The organism is Pseudooceanicola nanhaiensis DSM 18065, from assembly GCF_000688295.1.
GTDB classification, from domain to species: domain Bacteria; phylum Pseudomonadota; class Alphaproteobacteria; order Rhodobacterales; family Rhodobacteraceae; genus Pseudooceanicola; species Pseudooceanicola nanhaiensis.
Genome location: NZ_JHZF01000011.1, coordinates 855,519 through 879,315, shown reverse-complemented (window position 1 = coordinate 879,315; position 23,797 = coordinate 855,519). Strand labels below are relative to the sequence as shown.

The window sequence follows — 23,797 nt, the reverse complement described above, 5'->3', positions numbered from 1 at the left end:
TCGCAGGACGTGGGAAACCTCCCGGAGTTGCCATGCGGCGCGTTTGATGCGACATGCCGGACAGGTTGATTTTCGGACGGACGCATGGCTGACAGACGCGGGCTTCTCATCATTCTTTCCTCGCCCTCGGGGGCGGGGAAATCGACGCTGGCGCGGCGGCTGATGGCCTGGGATCCCTCGATCCGCTTCTCCGTCTCCGCCACCACGCGGGCCCCGCGTCCGGGCGAGATCGACGGCGAGCATTACCACTTCATGGACGAACACCGCTTCAAGTCGCTGGTGGCCGACGGCGGCATGCTGGAGCATGCCCATGTCTTCGGCAATTTCTACGGCTCGCCCCGCAGCGCCGTGGAACAGGCGATCGAGCGCGGCGAGGACGTGCTCTTCGACATCGACTGGCAGGGCGCGCAGCAGATCCGGAACTCGGCGCTCGGGCCGCACACGCTGTCGATCTTCATCCTGCCGCCCTCGATCTCCGAGCTGCACCGCCGTCTGCGCGAGCGCGGCCAGGATTCGCCCGAGGTCATCGAGCGGCGCATGCAGAAGAGCTGGGACGAGATCAGCCACTGGGACGGCTACGATTTCGTCCTGGTCAACGACGACCTGGACGCGACCGAAGCGAAGCTGCAGGCGATCCTGACCGCGGCCCGCCTGCGGCTGAGCCAGCAGCCGGGCATCACCGCGCATGTCCGGGCGCTGCAATCCGAATTCGAGGACATGCGATGACGCTCTACGCTTTCGAGACCCACGAACCGCAACTGCCCGACGACGGCGATTTCTGGATTGCCCCCGATGCCAACGTGATCGGCAAGGTGGTGCTGCGCTCCGGCGCCTCGGTCTGGTTCTGCGCCACGCTGCGCGGCGACAACGAGGTGATCGAGATCGGCGAAGGGTCCAACGTGCAGGAGAACGTCGTGATGCACACCGATCCGGGCTGTCCGCTGACGGTGGGCCGGAACGTGACCGTGGGCCACAAGGCGATGCTGCACGGCTGCACGATCGGGGACAATTCCCTGATCGGCATGGGCGCCACGGTTCTGAACCGTGCCGTCATCGGGAAGAACTGCCTGATCGGCGCGGGCGCGCTGATCACCGAGGACAAGGTGATCCCGGACAATTCCATGGTGCTCGGATCGCCCGGCAAGGTGGTCAAGGAGCTGGGGCCGGACTTTGCCGAACGCCTCGCGCTGTCCGCGAAATCCTACCAGGACAAGATGCGCCGGTTCCGCGACGGGCTGAAACCCCTCGGCTGATCAGGTCCCGGGCCGCTCCGGCCCGGGCGTCGCGATCCGGCGGTAGCCGTCCGAGACCATGAAGGCGCTCGCCCTGGCGGCGCTGTCGAATTCCATCATCACCGACTGGTCGTCCGGCGCGGTCGTGGACGCGTCCAGCGGCAGGAGCTTGAGCTGGGCGCCATCGGCCAGCGCCTGCAGGCTGCGGCGGAAGCTGTGAAACTCGGTCATCCGGCGGAAGCGGGTCCGCGCGATCACGTAGCAGGGCATCGTGGCGTTCCTCGGTCCCGGCAGGCGCGGGGCCCTGGCCCGATGCTGCGCCGGGGCGGGCCATCGCGCAATCGCCGGATGCCGATCGGGCGTGCGGACGGCGGCCGCCGGCCTGCCGGCACGGGCCGCCGCTGAAAATTGCAGCAGAGGGCAGGGCGCCCGGCACTGGCCAGAGCGCGCCCGAGAGGTCATATCTGACCGCGACTCGCCACCGGGAGCCTGCCGATGTCCGACGTGATCGCGCCGCTGCTGCGGACGCTGCCGCTTGCCACCGTCCTGATCGGGCGCGACGAACGCATCCTCGGGCTGAACGCCCGGGCCGAGACGCTCCTGGGCACCGGGCTGGAGGGGCGCCATTTCATCACCGCGATCCGGCATCCGGCGGTGCTGGACGTGGTGGAGGCCTGCTTCGCCGACCGGACGCCGCAGAAGGCGCGGATGCTGACCAGCATGGGCGGACAGGACATGACCTTCGTGGTGCATTGCGCCTTCCTCGACATCCCCGGCGCGCAGGGCGTGCTGGCGTCGTTCGAGGACCTGACCCATGTCGAACAGGCGGGCCAGATGCGGCGCGACTTCGTGGCCAATGTCAGCCACGAGCTCAGGACCCCGCTGACGGCGCTTCTGGGTTTCATCGAGACCCTGCGCGGCCCCGCCCGCAACGATGCCGACGCGCGGGAGCGGTTCCTCGGGATCATGGCGGCCGAGGCGCAGCGGATGGAGCGGCTGGTGGCCGATCTTCTGTCGCTTTCGCGCGTGGAGAGCGAGGAGCGGATGCGGCCCACGGGCCGGGTGGAGCTGACGGGTCTGATCGAGTCGGTGCTGCGGCGGCTGGAACCGGTGGCCCGGACCGGCGGGGTGGAGCTGCGGCGCCACCTGCCGGAAGGCGAGGTCCTGGTGCCGGGCGACGAGGACCAGCTGAGGCAGGTGATCACGAACCTCGTGGAGAACGCGATCAAGTACGGCGGCGCGGGCGGCCCGGTCGAGGTGGGGCTGGTCACGCCCGACGAGATCGCCGGCCTGCGGGGCCCTGGCGCGCGGATCACCGTGCGCGACCACGGGCCGGGGATCGACCGGGTTCACATTCCGCGCCTGACCGAGCGATTCTACCGAATCGACAGTCACAGATCGCGCGAAATGGGCGGCACCGGGCTGGGCCTGGCCATCGTAAAGCACATCGTCAACCGCCATCGCGGCCGGATGCGGGTCGAGAGCGAACCGGGGCAGGGCGCTGAGTTCATTGTGGAACTTCCCCTCCGGACCTGATGGGCCGGGCCCGGCGGACCGGCGGGGGAAAGCCGCTTTTCCTGACGTCACCTGCGCTGTCATAAAAGCGTTACGCAAGTGTCACAAAAGCATCGCGGGCAACCTCTAGCACGCTCATCAAGGCCACCCGGGGATGGTGGTCATGAACTTACCGTTAGCAGGAGCAATCCGCATGAACCCGTTGAAACTTACCGCCTCGGCCGTGGCGATCGCCGCCGTCTCCGCCACCGCGGCTGCCGCACGTGACCAGGTGCAGGTCGCTGGGTCCTCGACCGTCCTTCCCTACGCCTCGATCGTGGCGGAAGCCTTCGGCGAGAACTTCGACTTCCCGACCCCGGTCGTGGAATCGGGCGGCTCCTCGGCCGGCCTCAAGCGCTTCTGCGAAGGCGTGGGCGAGAACACCATCGACATCGCGAACGCCTCGCGCGCCATTCGCGAGAAAGAGATCAAGGCCTGCGCCGATGCCGGCGTGACCGACATCATCGAAGTGCGCATCGGCTATGACGGGATCGTCTTCGCCTCCCAGCTGAACGGCCCCGAGTTCACCGCCTTCGAACCCGCCGACTGGTTCAAGGCGCTGGCCGCCAAGGTCCCGAACGAAGCCGGCGAGATCGTCGCCAACCCGAACATGACCTGGGCCGACGTGAACGCGGACCTGCCGGCCGAAGAGATCCTGACCTTCATCCCCGGCACCAAGCACGGCACCCGCGAAGTGTTCGAAGAGAAGGTCCTGCTGCAGGGCTGCGAAGACACCGGCGCGATGGAAGCCTTCACCGCTTCGGGCATGTCGGAAGATGACGCGGAAGCCGCCTGCATGGCGGTCCGCACCGACGGCAAGTCGGTCGACATCGACGGCGACTACACCGAGACGCTTGCGCGGATCGACTCGAACACCAACGGTGTCGGCGTCTTCGGCCTCGCGTTCTACGAGAACAACACCGACAAGCTGAAAGTGGCGACCATGTCCGGTGTCGAGCCCTCGACCGAGACCATCGCATCCGGCGAATACCCGGTGTCGCGTCCGCTGTACTTCTACATCAAGAAGGCCCACATCGGCGTCATCCCCGGCCTGAAGGAATTCGCCGAGTTCTTCGTCTCGGACGACATCGCAGGCCCGGACGGCCCGCTCAGCAACTATGGCCTCGTCTCCGACCCCGAACTCGCCGAGACCCAGGCGGTCGTGGCTGACGAAAAGACCATGGGCAACGCGATGTAATCGCCCGCCCCCGGGCGGCGCCGCACCGGCGCCGCCCGACCCCGACGTCCGGCAGGTGAGCCTGCGGGGGGCCGGATTTCTGACACTGACCCCCTGCGAGCCCAAATGTCCGCTTCCATGCTCCTGCTGATCGTCCTGGCCCTGGCCGCGATCGGGTTCATCCTGGGGCGCGTCCGCGCGCTGTCCTCTGCCGGCGGTGACAGCCGGCATCTTCATTCGCTCCCCAGCTACTACGGCTGGAACGTCGCCCTCTGGACGATGGTCCCCGCGCTGCTGGTCCTGCTGATCTGGCTGGTCGCGCAGCCGTTGCTGATCGAGCGGAGCGTCACCCAGCTCATTCCCGAGGACAGCTATGCCGGACCCGGCGAGCTGTCCCTGATCATGTCCGACGTCCGCCGGGTGGCCGAGGGGCTCGACCTCGCCGTCGCGGCCCGCCAGATGAGCGCCGACGAAGCCGCCGCGCTCTCGGATCCGGAGGGCCTGCGCGGCACGCTCGGCGCGCTCGGCGTGGCGCTCGGGTCCGAGATCGAGCCCACGACGCTGGCCGCGGCGCAGCGCTACCGCGTGCTGAACGCGACCGGGACGATGGTGCGCAACATCCTCGTCATCGCGCTTGCGCTGGCCGGGTTCGCCCTCGCCTGGATGCGCACGAACGCCGACTTCCGCGCCCGCAACACGGTCGAGAAGGGCGTGCTGCTGCTGCTGATCGGCGCGGCCTCGGTCGCGATCCTGACAACCGTCGGCATCATCCTGTCGCTGATCTTCAACACGGTGGAGTTCTTCCGCCTCTACCCGGCGCGCGATTTCTTCTTCGGCACCACCTGGTCGCCGTCCTTCGGGGGCGGCTCGGAGCTGGGCATCCTTCCGCTGCTCTGGGGCACGCTCTACATATCGTTCATCGCGCTGGCGGTGGCGGTGCCGATCGGACTTTTCGCGGCGATCTACCTGTCGGAATACGCAAGCCCCAGGGTCCGCGGCACGGTGAAACCCGCCCTCGAGGTGCTGGCCGGCATTCCGACGATCGTCTACGGCCTCTTCGCGCTGCTGACGGTCGGCCCGCTCCTGGTGAACGTCTTCGGCTCGGGCGGTGTCCTGGGCGTCGACTGGATGGGCGGCGCGACCTCGGTGATGACCGCGGGCCTCGTCATGGGGATCATGCTGATCCCCTTCGTCTCCTCGCTGTCCGACGACATCATCAACGCGGTTCCGCAGTCGATGCGTGACGGCTCCCTCGGGCTTGGCGCGACGAAGTCCGAGACGATCAAGCAGGTCGTCTTCCCGGCCGCGCTGCCGGGCATCGTGGGCGCCATCCTGCTCGCGGCCTCCCGTGCCATCGGCGAGACGATGATCGTGGTGCTCGGGGCAGGGGCCGCGGCCCGGCTCTCGCTCAACCCGTTCGAGGCGATGACCACCGTCACCGCCAAGATCGTCAGCCAGCTCACCGGTGACGCCGATTTCGCCAGCCCCGAGGCACTCGTCGCCTTCGCGCTCGGCATGACGCTCTTCGTCATCACGCTGTGCCTCAACATCTTCGCCCTCTGGATCGTCCGGAAATACCGGGAGCAATACGAATGACCGACGCAACCTCTGCCGGCGCCGCACCGCGCCCGGCCCGCAGCTCGTCGATCCTGGAACAGGACGCGCGCACAAGGAAACGCAACGCGGCGGAATCCCGGTTCAAGATGTACGGCATCGCCGCCATCGGCATCGGCATCTTCTTCCTCTGCGTGCTGCTCTTCGCGATCGTCCGGAACGGCATCCCGGCCTTCACCCAGACCTTCATCACCGCCGAGATCGCGCTGCCCGGAGACAGGCTGGACAAGACCGGCAACCGTGACCCGGAGGAAATGGCCAAGGTCTCGACCTTCGGCTACAAGCCGGTGATCGTCGACGGGCTGGTCCGGGCACTCGAGGATGCGGGGATCGAGATCCCGTTCGAGGACAAGGCGGACGTCGAGAAGATGATCTCGGCCGCCGCCCCGGCGCAGGTGCGCGACACCGTGCTCGCGAACCCCGAGCTCGTGGGCCAGACGGTCGAGTTCCGCTTCCTCGCCTCCTCCCGCGTGGACGGATACGAGAAGGGCCGCGTGACGCGCGGGGACCTCGCGCGCGACAAGAACCTCGATGCCGAACACCTCGACGTGGTCGACGCCATGAAGGATGCGGGCATGCTGGAGCGCACCTTCAACTGGGACTTCATCTTCGGCGCCGATGCCTCCGAAAGCCGGCCCGAACAGGCCGGGATCGGGGTCGCGATGCTGGGCTCGTTCTTCATGATGCTCGTCGTGCTGGCGCTGGCCCTGCCGATCGGCGTCGCGGCCTCGATCTATCTCGAGGAATTCGCGCCCAAGAACCGCTGGACCGACCTGATCGAGGTGAACATCTCGAACCTCGCCGCCGTGCCGTCGATCGTTTTCGGCATCCTGGGCCTCGCGGTCTTCATCCAGATCGCGCACCTGCCGCAATCCGCACCGCTGGTCGGTGGTCTCGTGCTGACGCTGATGACGCTGCCGACGGTCATCATCTCGACCCGCGCCTCGCTGAAGGCGGTGCCGCCGTCGATCCGTGACGCGGCGCTCGGGGTCGGGGCCTCGAAGATGCAGTCGACCTTCCACCACGTCCTGCCGCTCGCCATGCCCGGCATCCTGACCGGGACGATCATCGGCCTGGCGCAGGCGCTTGGCGAGACCGCACCGCTGCTGCTGATCGGCATGGTGGGCTACATCGCCTCGAACTATCCCGACGGGGTTGTCTCGGGCTTCATGGACCCCAACTCTGCCATGCCCGCGCAGATCTACGAATGGGCGAAACGGGCGGACCCGGCCTATTACGAACGGGCCTGGGGCGGGATCATCATCCTGCTGTGCTTCCTGATGACCATGAACATCATCGCCATCATTCTCCGCCGCCGGTTCGAGCGCCGGTGGTAAGAAGGGACCTCACAATGTACGATTCACCGAAAGCCGAGGCCAAGTTGGACCAGAAAGAGATCAAGATCGCCGCCGAGGGCGTGCAGGTGTTCTATGGCGACACCCATGCCATCAAGGACGTGAACGTGCAGATCGAGGACAAGACGGTCACCGCGTTCATCGGCCCCTCGGGCTGCGGCAAGTCCACCTTCCTGCGCTGCCTCAACCGGATGAACGACACGATCGACAGCTGCCGGGTCGAGGGCAACATCCGGCTGGACGGCGAGGACATCTACGACAAGCGGGTCGATCCGGTGCAGCTGCGCGCCAAGGTCGGCATGGTGTTCCAGAAGCCGAACCCGTTCCCGAAGTCGATCTACGACAACATCGCCTACGGGCCGCGGATCCACGGGCTGGCCAAGAACAAGGCCGATCTCGATGACATCGTCGAACGCGCCCTGAAGCGCGGCGCGATCTGGAACGAGGTCAAGGACCGCCTGCACGCGCCCGGCACCGGGCTTTCGGGTGGCCAGCAGCAGCGGCTCTGCATCGCGCGGGCCGTGGCGACGGAGCCCGAGGTCCTGCTGATGGACGAGCCGTGCTCGGCGCTCGACCCGATCGCGACCGGCCAGGTCGAGGAGCTGATCGACGAGCTGCGCGAGAATTATTCGGTCGTCATCGTCACGCACTCCATGCAGCAGGCGGCGCGCGTGTCTCAGAAGACCGCGTTCTTCCACCTCGGCAACCTCGTGGAATACGGCGAGACGGGGCAGATCTTCACCAAGCCGCAGGACCCGCGGACGGAAAGCTACATCACCGGCCGGATCGGCTGAGGAGGCATACGCCATGAAGGAACAACACATCGCCAGCGCCTTCGACCGCGACCTGGAGGCCATCCAGGCGCGCATCATGAAGATGGGCGGGCTGGTCGAAACCGCGATCCTCGACGCCGCGCAATCGCTCGTGGACCGCGACGAGGAGGCGGCCGAGAAGGTCAGGGCAGGGGACAAGGCCATCGACGAGCTCGAAGAGCTCATCAACGAGGAGAGCGCCCGCCTGATCGCGCTCCGCAGCCCCACGGCCATCGACCTGCGCGTCGTGCTTTCGGTGATGAAGATCGCCGGCAACCTGGAGCGGATCGGCGATTACGCGAAGAACATGGCGAAACGGACCGGCGTGCTGATCCAGATGTCGCCGATCGAGGGCACCCACGCCGCGCTCCGCCGTATGGCGCGCGAGGTGCAGCTGATGCTGAAGGATGCGCTCGACGCCTACATCAAGCGCGACGCCGATCTGGCCCGCGACGTGATCCAGCGCGACCGCGACGTCGACCAGATGTACAACGCGCTGTTCCGCGAATTCCTGACCTTCATGCTGGAAGATCCGCGCAACATCACCGCCTGCATGCACCTGCATTTCATCGCCAAGAACAACGAACGCATGGGCGACCACGTGACCTCGATCGCCGAGCAGGTGGTCTATCTGGTCTCGGGCGTGAAGCCCGACGACAACCGGCCGAAGGAGGACAAGACCTCCACGGACATCTCGGTTGCGCCGGATGCGCCCACGCCCGGTTCGAAGGATACCTGAAGATGAGCCAGCAACCCACTGTTCTTGTTGTCGAAGACGAGCCTGCGCAGCGTGAGGTCCTGGCCTACAACCTCGAGGCCGAAGGCTTCCGCGTCGCCAAGGCCGGCAATGGCGAGGAAGCGCTCGTCCTCGTGGACGAAACGATGCCCGACATCATCGTGCTGGACTGGATGCTGCCCAACGTCTCGGGCATCGAGGTCTGCCGCCAGCTGAAGATGCGCTCCGAGACGCGGTCGGTGCCGATCATCATGCTCTCGGCGCGTTCCGAGGAGGTGGACAAGGTCCGCGGCCTGGAGACCGGCGCCGACGATTACGTGGTGAAGCCGTATTCCGTGGTCGAGCTGATGGCGCGGGTCCGCGCGCAGCTGCGCCGGACGCGGCCCTCCACGGTGGGCGAGCGGCTGGAATACGAGGACATCGTGCTCGACAGCGACACGCACCGCGTGACGCGGGACGAGAAGCCGCTCAAGCTCGGGCCCACGGAATTCCGGCTGCTGACCACCTTCATGGAGAAGCCGGGTCGCGTCTGGTCCCGCGAGCAGCTGCTCGACCGGGTGTGGGGCCGCGACATCTACGTCGACACGCGCACCGTCGACGTGCACATCGGGCGGCTGCGCAAGGCGCTCTGCCAGCACGGCGGAAACGATGTCCTGCGCACCGTCAGGGGAGCCGGCTACGCGCTTGGCTGAGCCTGGACGTCACCGCATCGGTTAATCGTGTAATCGGTATTATGTAAATATCCTGTGGTGACCGGCCGGGTGTGCGGGTTGCCCGCACCCCGCTTGCCCCGGCGACGCGCCCTGCGGCGGCGGCCCGCCCGTAATACGTAGTTTTACCGTAATGCACGAGACGCCCATTTGAGGTATCATGGGGCTTCCCACGCTGGACATTGTCATCCGGCTTCTGTCAAAAGGCTGCATACAAAAAGCAATTTCGCCATTCTGGCAATCGAAAGCCAACACCAGATCATGATTTTGGACGGTCCCAGTTCCGGCTTTTCAGCTCTCATTCCGCGCGGGCTTCTTCGGCCCGCGTCCTGCTGCCCGTCGGAGGTCACTGAATGACGGCGCGCCGCGACTACCTCGAGAAGCTGACCAACGCACCGAACATCGAACAGCTCTGGACGCAGCATTGCGAGAAGATGGCCGAATACGGCTTCGACCGTCTGCTCTACGGCTTCACCCGCTACCGGACCAACACCTCGCTGGGCGATCCCGAGGATTTCGTGATCCTCACGAACCACTCGACCGCCTATACCGATGTCTTCATGGGCCAGGGTCTCTATTTCCACGCCCCGATGGTGAAATGGGCCCTCGAACATGAAGGCGCCTGTTCCTGGCGCATCGCGGCCGACATGCTGGCCAGCGGCACGATCACCGAGAGCGAGCGCAAGGTGCTGGAGTTCAACCGCACCATGAACGTGACCGCGGGCTACGCGATCAGCTTCAAGTCGATCTCGCCCCGCACCAAGGGCGCCATCGCGCTGACCGGTCGCGCAGGGATGACCCAGGACGATGTCGACGCGATCTGGGACGAACATGGCCGGGACATCGTCATCTTCAACAATGTCGCGCATCTGAAGATCCTGACGCTGCCCTATGCGGGCCCCGCGCGCGAGCTGACAAAGCGCCAGCGCGAGGCGCTGCAATGGGTCGGCGACGGCAAGACCACGCAGGACATCGCGCTGCTCATGGGACTGACCGCGGCGACGGTGGAAAAGCACCTGCGACTCGCCCGCGAAAACCTCAACGTCGAGACGACGGCACAGGCCGTGCTCAAGGCCGCCTTTCTCAACCAGATGTTCGTGATCGAAGCGTAACGCTTCTCACGGCACCGTGATCGCTAACACATATCTCAAAAGCAGCTTCTAACCTGTTAACGGGTAAGGAAAACCATGCTTTTCGGGGGTTTGCCGCAATTTTTTTACCAACGAGTATGGATTCCCATACTTTCCTGACGCGGCGTCAGAAGGCATCCTGTAAACGTTCCGTGAGTGGTGGCTTTGATGCCATGGAACATTCGGACAGCACCCGTCGTATTGGCGCGGCTCTGTGTGTTCGACCGGGTAACACCGGACGTCGGCTGGGGGTGTATTGGTCAGCCTCCAGTCGGCACTTCGATCGCGCTCCTCACATCCCCATCCAGGGGCGACGACGAAAGGACGGTGTCGGTCAGCAGGCCGGCACCGTTTCCTTTTGGCGCCCGCGCAACGAAAAACCGCCGGGCGTTGCCACCCGGCGGTCCGATCGTTCCGGTGAGAGGCGCGCGCGCCCCCTGCCCGGTCAGCCCTGTGCCGCTTTCGCGACCTCGGCTGCGAAGTCCTCTTCCTGGCGCTCGATGCCTTCACCCACGGCCAGACGGACGTAGCCGGTGATCTCGACGCCGGCGTCCTTGGCGGCCTCGGCCACGGTCTTGTCCGGGTCGATGACGAAGGCCTGGCCCAGCAGCGTGACCTCGGCGAAGAACTTCTTCATCCGGCCTTCGATCATCTTCTCGATGACGGCCTCGGGCTTGCCGCTCTCGCGGGCCTGCTCGGTCAGGACGTTGCGCTCGCGCTCGACGAGCGCGGGGTCGAGGTCGGCTTCACCCAGCGACGCCGGGTTGGCCGCCGCGATGTGCATCGCGACCTGCTTGCCGAAGGCTTCATTCTCGGCCGACAGCGCGACGAGCACGCCGATCGAGCCCATGCCGGGCGCAGCGGCGTTGTGCACGTAGGAGACGACCTGTCCGCCTTCGATCTTCTGCATCCGGCGCAGGGTCATGTTCTCGCCGATCTTCGCGATCTTGTCGGTCAGGATGTCGGCCACGGTCTTGCCGCCGATCTCGGTGGTCTTCAGCGCCTCGACGTCCGAGACGGTCAGCGCGGCTTCGGCGAAGCTGGCGACCATGTCCTGGAATTCCTTGTTCTTCGCGACGAAGTCGGTTTCCGAGTTCACCTCGATCGCCACGCCCTTGCCACCTTCGACGGCGACGGCGACGAGGCCCTCGGCCGCGGTCCGGCCGGATTTCTTGGCGGCCTTGGCGAGACCCTTGGTGCGGAGCCAGTCAACGGCGGCTTCCATGTCACCATCGGTTTCGGTCAGGGCCTTCTTGGCATCCATCATGCCTGCGCCGGTCATCTCGCGCAGTTCTTTCACCTGTGCGGCAGTGATCGCCATTTTGGGCTCTCCTTGGTTCTGGAACGGATCGTTCCGGCCGCGGGTCTGCCCGCAGCCGGTAACGGTATCATGACGGCGTGACGCTTACGCGTCCGCGGCGGTCTCTTCGACGGCGTCCTCGGAGGGCGCTTCCTCGAGCGCGCCGACGTCCACGCCGGCAGCGCCCATCTGGGCCGACATGCCGTCAAGCGCGGCACGGCTCACCAGGTCGCAATAGAGCGAGATCGCGCGGGCCGCGTCGTCGTTGCCCGGGATGATGTAGTCCACGCCCTCGGGCGAGCAGTTGGTGTCCACGACCGCGACGACCGGGATGCCCAGCTTGCGCGCCTCGAGGATGGCCAGCGCCTCCTTCTTGACGTCGATGACGAAGAGCAGGTCGGGCAGGCCGCCCATCTCGCGGATCCCGCCGAGCGAGGCCTGCAGCTTGGTCTGCTCGCGCTCCATGCCGAGGCGCTCTTTCTTGGTGAGGCCTTCGGCCCCGCCGTCGAGCTGCTCGTCGATGGCCTTCAGGCGGTTGATCGACTGGGAGACGGTCTTCCAGTTGGTCAGCGTGCCGCCGAGCCAGCGGTGGTTCATGTAGTATTGCGCGCATTTCTCGGCGGCGTCGGCGACGGGCTGCGAGGCCTGGCGCTTGGTGCCCACGAAAAGCACGCGGCCGTTCTTGGCCACGGTCTCGCGCACGACGTTGAGCGCGGCGTCCAGCATCGGGACGGTCTGCGTCAGGTCGAGAATGTGGATGCCGTTGCGCGCGCCGTAGATGAACTCGCCCATGCGGGGGTTCCAGCGCTGCGTCTGGTGGCCGAAGTGAACGCCAGCTTCCAGCAGCTGACGCATGGAGAACTCAGGCAGAGCCATGCATATGTCCTTTCCGGTTTCATGCCTCGGCGGGGGACGACCATGTGGTCAACCGGCGGACGGTCCGGGATGTCTCCCCGGCACGCCCAACCCCGCCAGCGAAGTTGAGTGCGCGCGCAATACACGCTCCCTCCCGCCGCCGCAAGCGCAAAACCGCCCGCTTCCTCTTGCCGGAAATATCCCGGGGGGAGTCGGCCGCAGGCCGGCGGGGGGCTGGCCCCCCTGCCCGGCCAGCCACCGCGCGCGTCACTCGACGTTCTGCACCTGCTCGCGCAGCTGGTCGATCACCGCCTTCAGCTCCAGCCCGATCCGCGTCAGGTCCGTGTGCTGCGACTTGGCGCAGAGCGTATTCGCCTCGCGGTTGAACTCCTGCGTCAGGAAATCCAGCTTGCGACCCACGGCGCCCTCCGCCGCCAGGAGCTCGCGCGCCGCCGCCACATGCGCCCGCAGCCGGTCGAGTTCCTCCGTCACGTCGGATTTCACCGCGAGCACCGCGATCTCCTGCGCCACCCGGTCGGCATCGACCGAGACCGCGCCGTCGGCCACCCGGGCCAGCGCGGCGCGGAAGGCCTCGGCCGCGGCCTCCCTGCGGGCATCGACGGCCCCCGCAGCCGCCTCGGTCAGCGCGGCGATCCGGTCGACCTGTCCGGTCAGCACCGCGTGCAGCGCCGCGCCCTCGCGCGCGCGCATCTCGAGGAACTCGGCCAGAACGGTCTCGAAATCCTTCAGCACGGCGGCGGCGAGCGGTCCGCTGTCGGCGGCCTCGTCCCGCGGCGTGTCGAGCACCCCGCGCTGCGCCAGGACATCGGCGGCACGGGACGGCGCCAGCGTCATGCCGCGCGCCAGCGCGCGCTCCTCGACCGCCACCAGCGCCGTCAGCACCGCGTCGAGCTGGGCCTCGTCCACTGCCAGCCCCGCCGCGCCCGCCTCGCGCCCGAGACGGAGCGAGACGGTCACGCTGCCACGCTCCAGCGCCGCGCCGAGGCGCTTGCGGAGCCCGGTCTCGAGCCCCGCGATCCAGTCCGGCGCCCGCAGCCGCAGGTCGAGCCCGCGGGCATTCACGGACCTGAGGTCCCAGCTCCAATCGAACTCTCCGAAAGTGCCCCGGCCCGAGGCGAAGGCGGTCATCGAGCGCATCTTTGGTCTCCTTGCCAAGTTGCGCCCTGTTAGGCCGCCGCTCTCTCGGGGGCAAGCGAGCGTCAGGGGGCGGTTAACCATTTCGAGAGAATTTTAGCGAAATCCGGCGGGCTGACGCGCTATTAATGATTCCGTAATCTCTCGCAACACATGGTTAACGTCAGCCGTGTCGATCCGGGGCACGCCAGGGCCCGGCGCGACATCTGTCGCGGGAGGTCAGACATTCCGGACCGGACGGCACCAATGGATAAGCGAAACATCATCGACATGTCTGCCTTTCTGCAGGACAACCGCCATCCCGCCATCCGCGAGGTCGAGGGCTACTGGCAGGCGCTCCGCGCCGGGCGCCTCGTGCCGCGCCGGTCCGAGGTCGATCCGCGCGGCATCGAGCGCGCACTGGAATTCGCCTTCATCCTCGAACGGATCGCGCCGGGCCTCGCGCGGATGCGGATCGCAGGCTCGCACCTGAGCGAACTGATGGGAATGGAGGTGCGTGGGATGCCGCTGTCGGCCTTCTTCACGCCGGACGGTCGCGCGAGCTGCGGCGAGGTGCTGGAACAGGTCTTCGATACGCCCGCGGTTGCCGAGCTGAAACTCGAGGCCGAGCGCGGAATGGGCAAGCCCGCCGTGGAGGCGAAGATGCTGCTGCTGCCGCTCAAGAGCGACCTCGGCGACATCACCCGCGCGCTCGGCGTCCTCTCCACCCAGGGGGAGATCGGCCGCACGCCGCGCCGCTTCGACGTCATGGGCCAACGCATCTCGAAACTGCTCGACGACACGGTGGCCGCGCCGAAGGTTCCCGCCGCGCCCCTGACCGGCTTTGCCGAGCCGGCGCCGCAATTCTCCGCTGCGCCCCGGCCCGGCGAACGCGCCTATCTCCGCCTCGTGCAGGACGACGACGCGGAATGAGAAAACCCCGCCGGAACCCGGCGGGGCCTTCCCGTCTTCACGGACCGTCGGGGAGAACGGTCCGCGAAATCGCGTGCCTTACATCGTGTCGTCGACGTAGAAGGTGAAGCCCGTGTCCCCGTCGGTCTCGACGGCAACGACGTCCTCGGCCTCGTAGCCTTCCGCCTCGAGCGCGGCCATCAGGTCGGCGTTGGCCGTGATGCTGGAGCGCATCTCGTCGATCTGCGCCTGGTTCTCGCTGATCGCGTTGTCCAGTGCCTGGGCGTTCTCGGCCCCTTCACCCTGCAGCGAGGACAGGGTCGTGAAGGTCACGTCGCTGTCGGTGTCGAAGCCGGACAGGTCCGCGCTGGCGGTGTTCATGGTCTTCATGCTCGACACCAGCTGGCCGTAGGTCTTCACGCCGCTGTTGGCGGACGCCGCCGACATGTCGGAGCCCATTTCCTTGGACCCGGCCTTGGGGCTGGCGTTGTCGCTCTTCGCGACGCTCGCGTCGGCGCCGATGCCGACATCCGCGGCCACGGAGCCGGTGTTGCCCGATGCGCCGCTCGCATTGGCATTGGCGTTGGCGGATTGCGCTGCGGCGCCGCCTGCGATCCCGAGTGCCATGAGGGCTGCGAGTGCGGTCTGGGTCTTGCGTTGCATGGTTTTCTCCTCTCGTTGCTGGCGCCCTTACCGGCGCCGGTGAATGGAGAACACGCCGCCCCGCGGTCCGTTCCTGTCGGTTTGAGGGCCCGACCGGCCGATCAGCAGGAGGTCGCCGGAGCGTCGGCAAAGAGCTGCGGATCAAGCGAATGTGCATGCAAAACCCCCGCCGGCGGGACCGGCGGGGGGTTGAAATCCGCGACGCGGAAGCGGCTCAGGCCGAGGCCGCCGCGCGGTCGTTGTCGTGGTTGCGGCGCGCGGTCAGTTCCTCGGCCACGAGGAAGGCGAGCTCCAGCGATTGCGAGGCGTTCAGCCGCGGATCGCAGGCCGTGTGGTAGCGGTCCGAGAGGTCCTCGTAGGTCACCGCCTTCACGCCGCCGACACATTCGGTCACGTCGAGGCCGGTCATCTCGAAATGCACGCCGCCGGGGATCGTGCCCTCGGCCCGGTGAACGCCGAAGAACTCCTGCACCTCGCGCAGGACCAGATCGAACGGCCGGGTCTTGTAGCCGGTGTTGGACTTGATCGTGTTGCCGTGCATCGGGTCGCAGACCCAGGTCACCTTGGCGCCTTCCTGTTCCACGGCCCGCACGAGTTTCGGCAGATGCGCATCCACCTTGCCCGCCCCGAAGCGTGCGATGAGCGTCAGCCGCCCCTCCTCGTTCTTCGGGTTGAGCGTCGCCATCAGCCGCTTGAGGTCGTCGACCTCGAGCGAGGGACCGCATTTCATCCCGATCGGGTTCTGCACGCCGCGCAGGAACTCCACATGCGCCCCGTCGGGCTGCCGGGTCCGGTCGCCGATCCAGAGGAAGTGGCCCGAGCCCGCGAGCCACTGGCCGCTGGTCGAATCGACCCGGGTCAGCGCCTCTTCGTATTCCAGCAGCAGCGCCTCGTGGCTGGTGTAGAAATCCACCTGCCGCAGCGCATGCTGGCGCTCGGCCGTGACGCCGGCGGCGCGGATGAAGTCGAGCGTGTCGCTGATCCGGTTCGCCATGTCCCGGAAACGCTCGGCCTCGTCGCTCTCGGTGAAGCCGAGGGTCCAGCGATGGACCTCGTTCACGTCCGCATAGCCCCCCGTGGAAAAGGCCCGGAGCAGGTTCAGCGTCGCCGCCGCCTGGGTGTAGGCCTGCAGCATCCGCGCCGGATCCGGCAGGCGCGAGGCCTCGTCGAAGGCGATGTCGTTGATGATGTCGCCCCGGTAGGAGGGCAGTTCCACCCCCTCGATCGTCTCGGTCGGGGCCGAGCGCGGCTTGGCGAACTGGCCCGCCATCCGACCCATCTTGATCACCGGCACCTTGGCGCCGAAGGTCAGCACCATCGCCATCTGGAGCATCACCTTGAAGGTGTCCCGGATGCTGTCCGCGCTGAACTGGTCGAAGGCCTCGGCACAATCGCCGCCCTGAAGCAGGAACGCTTCGCCGCGCGAGGCGGCCGCCAGGGCGGCCTTCAGCCGCCGCGCCTCGCCCGCGAACACGAGCGGCGGATATTTCGAGAGCTTCGCCTCGACCGCGGACAGCGCCGCGGCGTCGGTATAGTCGGGCATCTGAACCCGCGGCTTGCTGCGCCACCCGGTCTTTTGCCAATCGCCCATTGTCTCGTCTCCGCTGGGGTAAAGGTTGAGGGCTGCCTTATAGCCAAGGCAGGGCGCGGGGGCCACCGATTTATCGCCGCCCTCTTGACCTCGCATTCCGTCTCTGCCCATTTGATTCAACCGACCCCGGAAGGATGGTAGGCATGGGCCTGAGCGAGAACCGCATCCCGAAGACACCCGTCATCGCCCCCGCCGCGAAGACGCGCAGGTTCATCTTTGTCCTGCTGAACAACTTCTCGCTTCTCAGTTTCGCCTCGGCCATGGAATGCCTGCGGATCGCGAACCGGATGTCGGGACGCGAGCTCTACAGCTGGAAACTCGCCAGCGAGACGGGCGAGATGGTCAGCTGTTCGGCCGGAACCTCCTTCGCCGTCGATTGCGGGCTCGAGGAACTGACGCGCGAGGACACCGTCATCCTCTGTGCCGGGATCGCGGTCCAGGACGAAACCTCGCGCCGGCTTCTCAACTGGCTGCGCCGCGAGGCCCGCCGCGGCCTCAGCGTCGGCGGGCTCTGCACCGCCTCCTACGCGCTGGCCAAGGCCGGGCTGCTCGACGGCAAGCGGGCGACCATCCACTGGGAGAACCAGGACAGCTTCTCGGAGGAATTCGAGGAGGTGACGCTGACGAAATCCGTCTTCGTGGTCGACGGCAACCGGATGACGACGGCCGGGGGGACCTCCTCCATCGACCTGATGCTGAAGGTGATCGCCGACCAGCAGGGCGAGGATCTTGCCAACGCGGTGGCCGACCAGCTGATCTATTCCTCGATCCGGACCGACCAGGACACGCAGCGCCTGTCCGTGCCGACCCGGATCGGCGTGCGGCACCCGAAGCTCTCCCAGGTCATCCAGATGATGGAGAGCAACATCGAGGAGCCGATCAGCCCCGCGGTGCTGGCGAAGGACGTCGGCATGTCGACCCGGCAGCTGGAGCGGCTCTTCCGTCGCTATCTCAGCCGCTCGCCCAAGCGGTATTACATGGAACTGCGGCTCCAGAAGGCGCGGAACCTGCTGATGCAGACAGACATGAGCGTGATCAACGTCGCGCTCGCCTGCGGCTTCGCCAGCCCCTCTCATTTCTCGAAATGCTACCGGGCGCATTACAACACGACGCCCTACCGCGAACGCGGCAGCCACGGCTCTCGCCTGTCGATCTGAGCTGTTCCGGGATCATCCGGCAGGGCGCGCCCGGGTGAACGGGTCGGGCATGGGCGGAATCCTCGATATCCTGCCGGTTTGCATTGCGATGCAGCACGGCCCGGCCGGCCCGGACGTGTAAGCGCGATAGCGTTTCCGTTACGTCCGGACTTTCAATCCGCTTTTCTTTTGCAATAGGCGCATTTAGGCTCGGCTCGGACCCAGATCCAAACAGGGAGACAAGCCATGAAAAAACTGCTTCTGGCAACGACCGCCACGGCGCTTCTCGCCGGGGCCGCGTCCGCCGAGGACATCAAGCTGGGGATCATCCTCGGCTTCACCGGCCCGATCGAAAGCCTGACGCCGTCGATGGCCGCGGGCGCCGAGCTCGCGATCCAGGAAGTCAACGACAGCGGCAAGCTGTTCGACGGCTCCACCGTGTCGGCCGTCCAGGCGGATTCGACCTGCGTCGACAGCGCCGCCGCCACCGCCGCCGCCGAGCGCCTGATCACCTCGGACGGGATCAAGGGCATCATGGGCGCGGATTGCTCCGGCGTGACCGGCGCGATCCTGGCGAACGCCGCGGTGCCGAACGGCATCGTGATGATCTCGCCCTCGGCCACCTCGCCCGCGCTCTCGACGGCCGAGGACAACGGTCTCTTCTTCCGCACCGCGCCCTCCGACGCGCGCCAGGGCCAGATCATGGCCGACGTGCTGATGGAAGAAGGCATCGAGACCGTCGCGCTGACCTACACCAACAACGATTACGGCAAGGGCCTCGCCGACAGCTTCCAGCAGGCCTACGAGGAAGCCGGCGGCACGATCACCATCTCGGCCGCGCATGAGGACGGCAAGGCGGACTACTCCGCCGAGGTCGCTTCCCTCGCCTCCGCCGGTGGCGACCGCCTGGTCGTCGCGGGCTACGTGGACCAGGGGGGCTCGGGCATCGTGCGCGCGGCGCTCGATTCCGGCGCCTTCGACAGCTTCCACTTCCCGGACGGCATGATCGGCACGAAGCTGGAAGAGAACTTCGGCGAAGAGATCGACGGCTCCACCGGTCAGCACCCGGGCACCGACAGCGAAGGCGCCTCGATGTTCGGCGAGCTCGTCGGCGACAAGTTCGACGCGACCTCGCCCTTCACGCCCGAGAGCTATGACGCCGCCGCGCTGATCCTGCTCGCCATGCAGGCTGCCGGGTCCTCCGACCCCGCCGCCTACAAGGAAAAGGTGATGGAAGTCGCCAACGAGCCGGGCGAGAAGATCTATCCCGGCGAGCTCGACAAGGCGCTGGAGCTGATCGCGAACGGCACCGACATCGACTACGTCGGCGCCACCGCCGTGGAACTGATCGGACCCGGTGAATCCGCGGGGAGCTACCGCCAGGTGGTCTTCGACGGCGGCAAGCTCACCACGGTCAAGTACCGCTAACCAGCAACGGGGCGGTCCCTCCGGGGGCCGCCTCACGCGGGCCAGGGCACGAAACGCGCCGCCTGCAACACGGGGACATCATCAGACATGATCGTAGTCGAGGACGTGCACAAGCACTTCGGCGGATTTCATGCCGTTGACGGGGCCAGCCTGACGATCCGCGAAGGGTCGATCACCGGCCTCATCGGCCCGAATGGGGCCGGGAAGACCACTCTTTTCAACGTGATCGCCGGGGTTCTTCAACCAACCTCCGGCCGCGTCACGATGAACGGGGAGGACATCACCGGCCTGCCGCCGCATACGTTGTTTCACAAGGGCTTGCTGCGCACCTTTCAGATCGCGCACGAATTCTCCTCCATGACCGTGCGCGAGAACCTGATGATGGTGCCCGGCGGTCAGGCCGGAGAGACGCTGTGGAACGCCTGGTTCCGCCGTGGCCGGATCGCGGAGGAAGAGCGCGCTCTGGCGGAAAAGGCCAACGAAGTCCTCGACTTCCTGACCATTTCTCATCTGGCGGATGAAAAGGCCGGCAACCTCTCCGGCGGCCAGAAGAAGCTGCTCGAGCTTGGCCGCACGATGATGGTCGACGCGCGCATCGTCTTCCTCGACGAGGTCGGCGCCGGCGTGAACCGGACGCTCCTGAACACCATCGGCGACGCGATCCTCCGGCTCAACCGGGAACGCAACTACACCTTCGTCGTGATCGAGCACGACATGGATTTCATTGCCCGCCTCTGCGAGCCCGTCATCTGCATGGCCGAGGGCAAGGTGCTGGCCGAGGGAACGCTCGACGAGATCAAGGCGAACGAACACGTGATCGAGGCCTATCTGGGCACCGGTCTCAAGAACAAGCAGAAGGTCCAGGCCCAGTGAGCGACGCCTACCAGGACGACCACGGCAACAACGACCGCTCGATCACCCGCGACAACGAGGGTGGCGCGCCCCGGCCGAAACACTCGGGCGCGGTGAAACCGGGCGCCCCCGGCCCCTTCCTCATCGGCGACGCGATGACCGGCGGCTACGGCAAGGGGCCCGACATCCTGCACGGCTGCACCGTGGCCGTCGATCCCGGCGAGATCGCCGTCATCGTCGGGCCCAATGGTGCCGGCAAGTCCACCGCCATGAAGGCCATCTTCGGGATGCTCGACCTGCACGGCGGGGCCGTGCGGCTGGACGGTGAGGACATCACGAACCTCTCTCCGCAGGACCGCGTCGCCAAGGGCATGGGCTTCGTGCCCCAGACCTCGAACATCTTCACCTCGATGACCGTCGAGGAGAACCTCGAGATGGGCGCCTTCCTCCGCCGCGACGATTTCCGCGGCACGATGGAGCAGGTCTACGACCTCTTCCCGATCCTCAAGGACAAGCGCCGCCAGCCCGCCGGAGAGCTTTCGGGCGGGCAGCGCCAGCAGGTCGCCGTCGGCCGCGCGATGATGACCCGGCCCAAGGTGCTGATGCTGGACGAACCGACCGCCGGCGTCTCGCCGATCGTGATGGACGAGCTCTTCGACCGGATCATCGAGGTCGCCCGCACCGGCCTGCCGATCCTGATGGTCGAGCAGAACGCGCGCCAGGCGCTCGAGATCGCCGACAAGGGCTATGTGCTGGTCCAGGGCCGGAACGCCCATACCGGCACCGGCCGCGACCTGCTGAACGACCCCGAGGTCCGTCAGAGCTTCCTCGGGGGATGACCATGCGTTTGACCACATTCCTCCTCGCGGCCGCCCTGCCCGGTGCCGTCCTCGCCGAGGGCGCCCGGCTGGAACTGGACTGCACCTTCGTCACCGCCTGTGACGCGGCCGGCCAATGCGCCCCGGGCCACGGTCCCGCCCGCTTTGTTGTCGAGCCCGAGGCGATCGACGACGACGGCACGGGCCTCTACACCCTCTGGGTCGACGACGGCGAGGGCCACACCGCCACCGGCGCCTCGCGCACGGGCCCCTTCGCATGGGCGCCCGAAGAGGACGTGCGGATGCAGCTCGCCCTGACCGGCGAGACCTCCGCCCTCTGGATCCGCCAGACCCTGGGCACCGGGGGCGAGACCCCCGCCGGCGCCGAGATCGACCTGATGACCTGCGAGGTGACCTTCTGATGGACCTCATGAACGCCATCGTGGCGCTCACCAATTTCGTCCTGATCCCCGGCATCGCCTATGGCAGCCAGCTCGCCATCGGCGCGCTCGGCGTGACCATGGTCTACGGGATCCTGCGGTTCTCGAATTTCGCCCATGGCGACACGATGGCCTTCGGCACGATGATCACCATCCTCGCCACCTGGGGCCTGCAGGCCGCGGGCATCACCGCGGGACCGCTGCCGACGGCGCTGCTGGCGCTGCCGATCGGGATCGCGGCCACGGCGATCCTCGTGCTCACCACGGACCGGCTTGTCTACCGCTTCTACCGCGAGGTGCGCGCCAAACCCGTGATCCTGGTGATCGTCTCGATCGGGGTCATGTTCGTGATGAACGGCATCGTGCGCTTCGTCATCGGGCCGGACGACCAGAACTTCGCCGATGGCGAACGCTTCCTCGTCACCGCGCGCGAGTTCAAGGCGTGGTCCGGGCTCGAGGAAGGGCTGGCGATCAAGTCGACGCAGGTGCTGACGGTGGTGACGGCGGTGATCGTCGTCGCCCTGCTCTTCTGGTTCCTGAACCGCACCCGCACCGGCAAGTCGATGCGCGCCTATTCCGACAACGAGGACCTCGCGCTGCTCTCCGGCATCAACCCCGAACGCGTCGTGCTGGTGACCTGGCTCATCGTCGCCGCGCTCGCCACCGTCGCGGGCGTGCTCTACGGGCTCGACAAGAGCTTCAAGCCCTTCACCTACTTCCAGCTCCTGTTGCCGATCTTCGCGGCGGCGATCGTCGGCGGGCTCGGCTCGCCGCTCGGCGCCATCGCGGGCGGCTTCGTCATCGCCTTCTCCGAGGTCTTCGTGACCTACGCCTGGAAGAAGGTGCTCGCCTATTCGCTGCCCGAGCCGCTGGAGCCCTCGGGCCTCGTCCAGCTGCTCTCCACCGACTACAAGTTCGCGGTCAGCTTCATCATCCTCCTCGTCGTGCTGCTCTTCCGTCCGACGGGCCTGTTCCGGGGGAAATCGGTATGAGCGACACCACCCGCAAGATCGGCCTCTTCGGCCTCGTCGCCCTGCTGATCCTCGGCACCGGCATCGTCCAGAGCTGGAACTCGGCGCTCCTGATCCTGAACATGGGCCTGATCTCGGCCATCATGGCGCTCGGGCTCAACCTGCAATGGGGCTTCGCCGGGCTCTTCAACGTCGGCGTCATGGGCTTCGTCGCCCTCGGCGGGCTCGCGGCCGTCCTCGTCTCGATGCCGCCGGTCCCCGCGGCCTGGTCGGCGGGCGGGCTGCGCGTGATCCTCGGCCTCCTCGCGGGCGCCGCGGTCATCGTCGCCGCCGCGCAGGTGGTGAACCGGATGAAACGCTTCCGCATCCCGGCGATGATCGCGGTGCTGGTGGCGGGCTTCTTCCTTTACCGCTGGATCTTCGACGGCGGCGTGGCGGCGGTCGAGGCGGTCAACCCCGCCTCCGAGGGCTACCTCGGCGGTCTCGGCCTGCCGGTCCTGCTGGCCTGGCCCGTGGGCGGCCTGCTCGCGGCCGGCGCGGCCTGGATCATCGGCAAGACCGCCCTCGGACTGCGCTCCGACTACCTCGCCATCGCGACGCTCGGCATCGCCGAGATCGTCGTCGCGGTGATGAAGAACGAGGACTGGCTCGCCCGCGGCGTGAAGAACGTGAGCGGCCTGCCCCGCCCGGTCCCCTACGAGATCGACCTGCAGAACGCGCCCGAGTTCACCGAACGCGCCGCCAGCCTCGGGTTCGACCCGGTCACCGCCTCCACCCTCTGGGTCAAGCTGCTCTACGCGGGCCTCTTCGCCGTGGTCCTCGCGATCCTGCTGATCCTCGCACAGCGCGCCCTGCATTCGCCCTGGGGCCGGATGATGCGCGCGATCCGCGACAACGAGACGGCGGCCGAGGCCATGGGCAAGGACGTCACCGGGCGCCACCTGCAGATCTTCATCCTGGGCTCGGCGATCTGCGGCATCGCCGGGGCGATGATGACCACGCTCGACGGCCAGCTCACACCGGGCACCTACCAGCCGCTGCGCTTCACCTTCCTGATCTGGGTGATGGTGATCGTCGGCGGCTCGGGCAACAATTTCGGCGCCGTTCTCGGCGGCATGCTGATCTGGTTCGCCTGGGTGCAGGTCGAACCGCTCGGCCGCTGGCTGCTGGAGCTGCTGACCTCCAGTATGTCCGAGGGCCCGCTCAAGGCGCACCTGCTCGACAGCGCCGCGCATATGCGCCTGCTGACGATGGGCATCCTGATGCTGGTGGTCCTGCGCTTCTCGCCCCGGGGCCTGATCCCGGAACGCTAGGGCGGAGGCGGCACGCCCCACCTTCCCCTGGTTCCGTATCCCCGCCGGAGGCAAAGCGCGATTT

At 67.0% G+C, this 23,797-nt stretch carries 24 protein-coding genes; 18 read left to right on the top strand and 6 right to left on the bottom strand.

What is annotated here, in order from left to right; all coding sequences use genetic code 11:
* The first annotated feature begins 84 nt into the window (after positions 1–84).
* Both gmk and Q344_RS0105215 read left to right on the top strand, forming a co-directional pair.
* Positions 85–726 (top strand): guanylate kinase, encoded by a 642-nt coding sequence (gene gmk, locus Q344_RS0105220; RefSeq protein WP_028285758.1) that lies wholly within the window; start codon positions 85–87, stop codon positions 724–726.
* Complete coding sequence (locus tag Q344_RS0105215) at positions 723–1,253, top strand: gamma carbonic anhydrase family protein (protein WP_028285757.1); 531 nt, start codon at positions 723–725, stop codon at positions 1,251–1,253. Before gmk ends, Q344_RS0105215 begins: the two co-directional genes overlap by 4 nt.
* Here Q344_RS0105215 and Q344_RS0105210 read toward each other — a convergent pair whose 3' ends face one another.
* Positions 1,254–1,502: a DUF1330 domain-containing protein gene (locus Q344_RS0105210; RefSeq protein ID WP_028285756.1), complete on the bottom strand. Its 249-nt coding sequence runs from the start codon at positions 1,500–1,502 to the stop codon at positions 1,254–1,256.
* A 225-nt stretch (positions 1,503–1,727) separates the two neighbouring features.
* Here Q344_RS0105210 and Q344_RS0105205 point away from each other — a divergent pair, with 225 nt between their 5' ends.
* From Q344_RS0105205 to Q344_RS0105170, 8 genes are all read left to right on the top strand, one after another.
* Positions 1,728–2,768 carry a sensor histidine kinase gene (locus tag Q344_RS0105205; RefSeq protein ID WP_028285755.1) on the top strand — a complete coding sequence of 347 codons (1,041 nt, stop codon included), beginning with the start codon at positions 1,728–1,730 and terminating at the stop codon, positions 2,766–2,768.
* Positions 2,769–2,940: 172 nt separating this feature from the next.
* Positions 2,941–3,984, top strand: a complete 1,044-nt coding sequence (locus Q344_RS0105200; protein WP_028285754.1) for a substrate-binding domain-containing protein — start codon at positions 2,941–2,943, stop codon at positions 3,982–3,984.
* Between the two features lie 105 nt (positions 3,985–4,089).
* Positions 4,090–5,559, top strand: a complete 1,470-nt coding sequence (gene pstC / locus Q344_RS0105195) for a phosphate ABC transporter permease subunit PstC (RefSeq protein ID WP_028285753.1) — start codon at positions 4,090–4,092, stop codon at positions 5,557–5,559.
* Positions 5,556–6,914 (top strand): phosphate ABC transporter permease PstA, encoded by a 1,359-nt coding sequence (pstA, locus tag Q344_RS0105190; protein WP_028285752.1) that lies wholly within the window; start codon positions 5,556–5,558, stop codon positions 6,912–6,914. Before pstC ends, pstA begins: the two co-directional genes overlap by 4 nt.
* Positions 6,915–6,928: 14 nt before the next feature.
* Entirely contained in the window at positions 6,929–7,726 is a 798-nt protein-coding gene (gene pstB, locus Q344_RS0105185) for a phosphate ABC transporter ATP-binding protein PstB (RefSeq protein WP_028285751.1), read from the top strand.
* 13 nt (positions 7,727–7,739) lie between these two features.
* Positions 7,740–8,483 carry a phosphate signaling complex protein PhoU gene (gene phoU / locus Q344_RS0105180; protein WP_028285750.1) on the top strand — a complete coding sequence of 248 codons (744 nt, stop codon included), beginning with the start codon at positions 7,740–7,742 and terminating at the stop codon, positions 8,481–8,483.
* A gap of 2 nt (positions 8,484–8,485) precedes the next feature.
* Positions 8,486–9,172 (top strand): phosphate regulon transcriptional regulator PhoB, encoded by a 687-nt coding sequence (phoB, locus tag Q344_RS0105175; RefSeq protein ID WP_028285749.1) that lies wholly within the window; start codon positions 8,486–8,488, stop codon positions 9,170–9,172.
* A gap of 371 nt (positions 9,173–9,543) precedes the next feature.
* Positions 9,544–10,302, top strand: a complete 759-nt coding sequence (locus tag Q344_RS0105170) for an autoinducer binding domain-containing protein (RefSeq protein ID WP_028285748.1) — start codon at positions 9,544–9,546, stop codon at positions 10,300–10,302.
* Positions 10,303–10,765: 463 nt separating this feature from the next.
* Here the strand turns inward: Q344_RS0105170 and tsf are convergent, their stop codons facing one another.
* The 3 genes from tsf to Q344_RS0105155 all read right to left on the bottom strand — a co-directional run bounded on the left by tsf (position 10,766) and on the right by Q344_RS0105155 (position 13,624).
* Positions 10,766–11,641: a translation elongation factor Ts gene (gene tsf / locus Q344_RS0105165; protein ID WP_028285747.1), complete on the bottom strand. Its 876-nt coding sequence runs from the start codon at positions 11,639–11,641 to the stop codon at positions 10,766–10,768.
* Between the two features lie 84 nt (positions 11,642–11,725).
* The gene (rpsB, locus tag Q344_RS0105160) at positions 11,726–12,496 is read right to left on the bottom strand and encodes a 30S ribosomal protein S2 (RefSeq protein ID WP_028285746.1); all 771 of its coding nucleotides are present in this window, start codon (positions 12,494–12,496) and stop codon (positions 11,726–11,728) included.
* Positions 12,497–12,742: 246 nt separating this feature from the next.
* The gene (locus Q344_RS0105155) at positions 12,743–13,624 is read right to left on the bottom strand and encodes a YicC/YloC family endoribonuclease (RefSeq protein WP_028285745.1); all 882 of its coding nucleotides are present in this window, start codon (positions 13,622–13,624) and stop codon (positions 12,743–12,745) included.
* A gap of 252 nt (positions 13,625–13,876) precedes the next feature.
* Here Q344_RS0105155 and Q344_RS0105150 point away from each other — a divergent pair, with 252 nt between their 5' ends.
* Positions 13,877–14,542, top strand: coding sequence for a PAS domain-containing protein (locus Q344_RS0105150; protein ID WP_028285744.1), 666 nt, complete (start codon positions 13,877–13,879; stop codon positions 14,540–14,542).
* Between the two features lie 78 nt (positions 14,543–14,620).
* On the opposite strand, the gene Q344_RS0105145 is transcribed toward Q344_RS0105150, so the two are convergent.
* Both Q344_RS0105145 and Q344_RS0105140 read right to left on the bottom strand, forming a co-directional pair.
* Positions 14,621–15,184 carry a hypothetical protein gene (locus Q344_RS0105145; RefSeq protein WP_028285743.1) on the bottom strand — a complete coding sequence of 188 codons (564 nt, stop codon included), beginning with the start codon at positions 15,182–15,184 and terminating at the stop codon, positions 14,621–14,623.
* A gap of 214 nt (positions 15,185–15,398) precedes the next feature.
* Positions 15,399–16,775, bottom strand: a complete 1,377-nt coding sequence (locus Q344_RS0105140) for a class II 3-deoxy-7-phosphoheptulonate synthase (RefSeq protein WP_028285742.1) — start codon at positions 16,773–16,775, stop codon at positions 15,399–15,401.
* Between the two features lie 143 nt (positions 16,776–16,918).
* On the opposite strand from Q344_RS0105140, the gene Q344_RS0105135 reads away from it, so the two are divergent.
* The 7 genes from Q344_RS0105135 (at position 16,919) to Q344_RS0105105 (ending at position 23,733) form a co-directional block, all read left to right on the top strand.
* The gene (locus tag Q344_RS0105135) at positions 16,919–17,932 is read left to right on the top strand and encodes a GlxA family transcriptional regulator (protein WP_051630283.1); all 1,014 of its coding nucleotides are present in this window, start codon (positions 16,919–16,921) and stop codon (positions 17,930–17,932) included.
* 225 nt (positions 17,933–18,157) lie between these two features.
* Positions 18,158–19,339 (top strand): ABC transporter substrate-binding protein, encoded by a 1,182-nt coding sequence (locus tag Q344_RS0105130; RefSeq protein ID WP_028285740.1) that lies wholly within the window; start codon positions 18,158–18,160, stop codon positions 19,337–19,339.
* 87 nt (positions 19,340–19,426) lie between these two features.
* Positions 19,427–20,212, top strand: a complete 786-nt coding sequence (locus Q344_RS0105125; protein ID WP_028285739.1) for an ABC transporter ATP-binding protein — start codon at positions 19,427–19,429, stop codon at positions 20,210–20,212.
* Positions 20,209–21,030, top strand: coding sequence for an ABC transporter ATP-binding protein (locus Q344_RS0105120; RefSeq protein ID WP_084178296.1), 822 nt, complete (start codon positions 20,209–20,211; stop codon positions 21,028–21,030). Before Q344_RS0105125 ends, Q344_RS0105120 begins: the two co-directional genes overlap by 4 nt.
* A gap of 2 nt (positions 21,031–21,032) precedes the next feature.
* Positions 21,033–21,431: a hypothetical protein gene (locus tag Q344_RS0105115; RefSeq protein WP_036538341.1), complete on the top strand. Its 399-nt coding sequence runs from the start codon at positions 21,033–21,035 to the stop codon at positions 21,429–21,431.
* Positions 21,431–22,441, top strand: a complete 1,011-nt coding sequence (locus tag Q344_RS0105110; RefSeq protein ID WP_028285736.1) for a branched-chain amino acid ABC transporter permease — start codon at positions 21,431–21,433, stop codon at positions 22,439–22,441. The genes Q344_RS0105115 and Q344_RS0105110 overlap by 1 nt, the downstream gene beginning before the upstream one ends.
* On the top strand, positions 22,438–23,733 hold the full coding sequence (locus tag Q344_RS0105105; RefSeq protein WP_028285735.1) for a branched-chain amino acid ABC transporter permease: 1,296 nt from the start codon (positions 22,438–22,440) through the stop codon (positions 23,731–23,733). Before Q344_RS0105110 ends, Q344_RS0105105 begins: the two co-directional genes overlap by 4 nt.
* Positions 23,734–23,797: the final 64 nt, after the last annotated feature.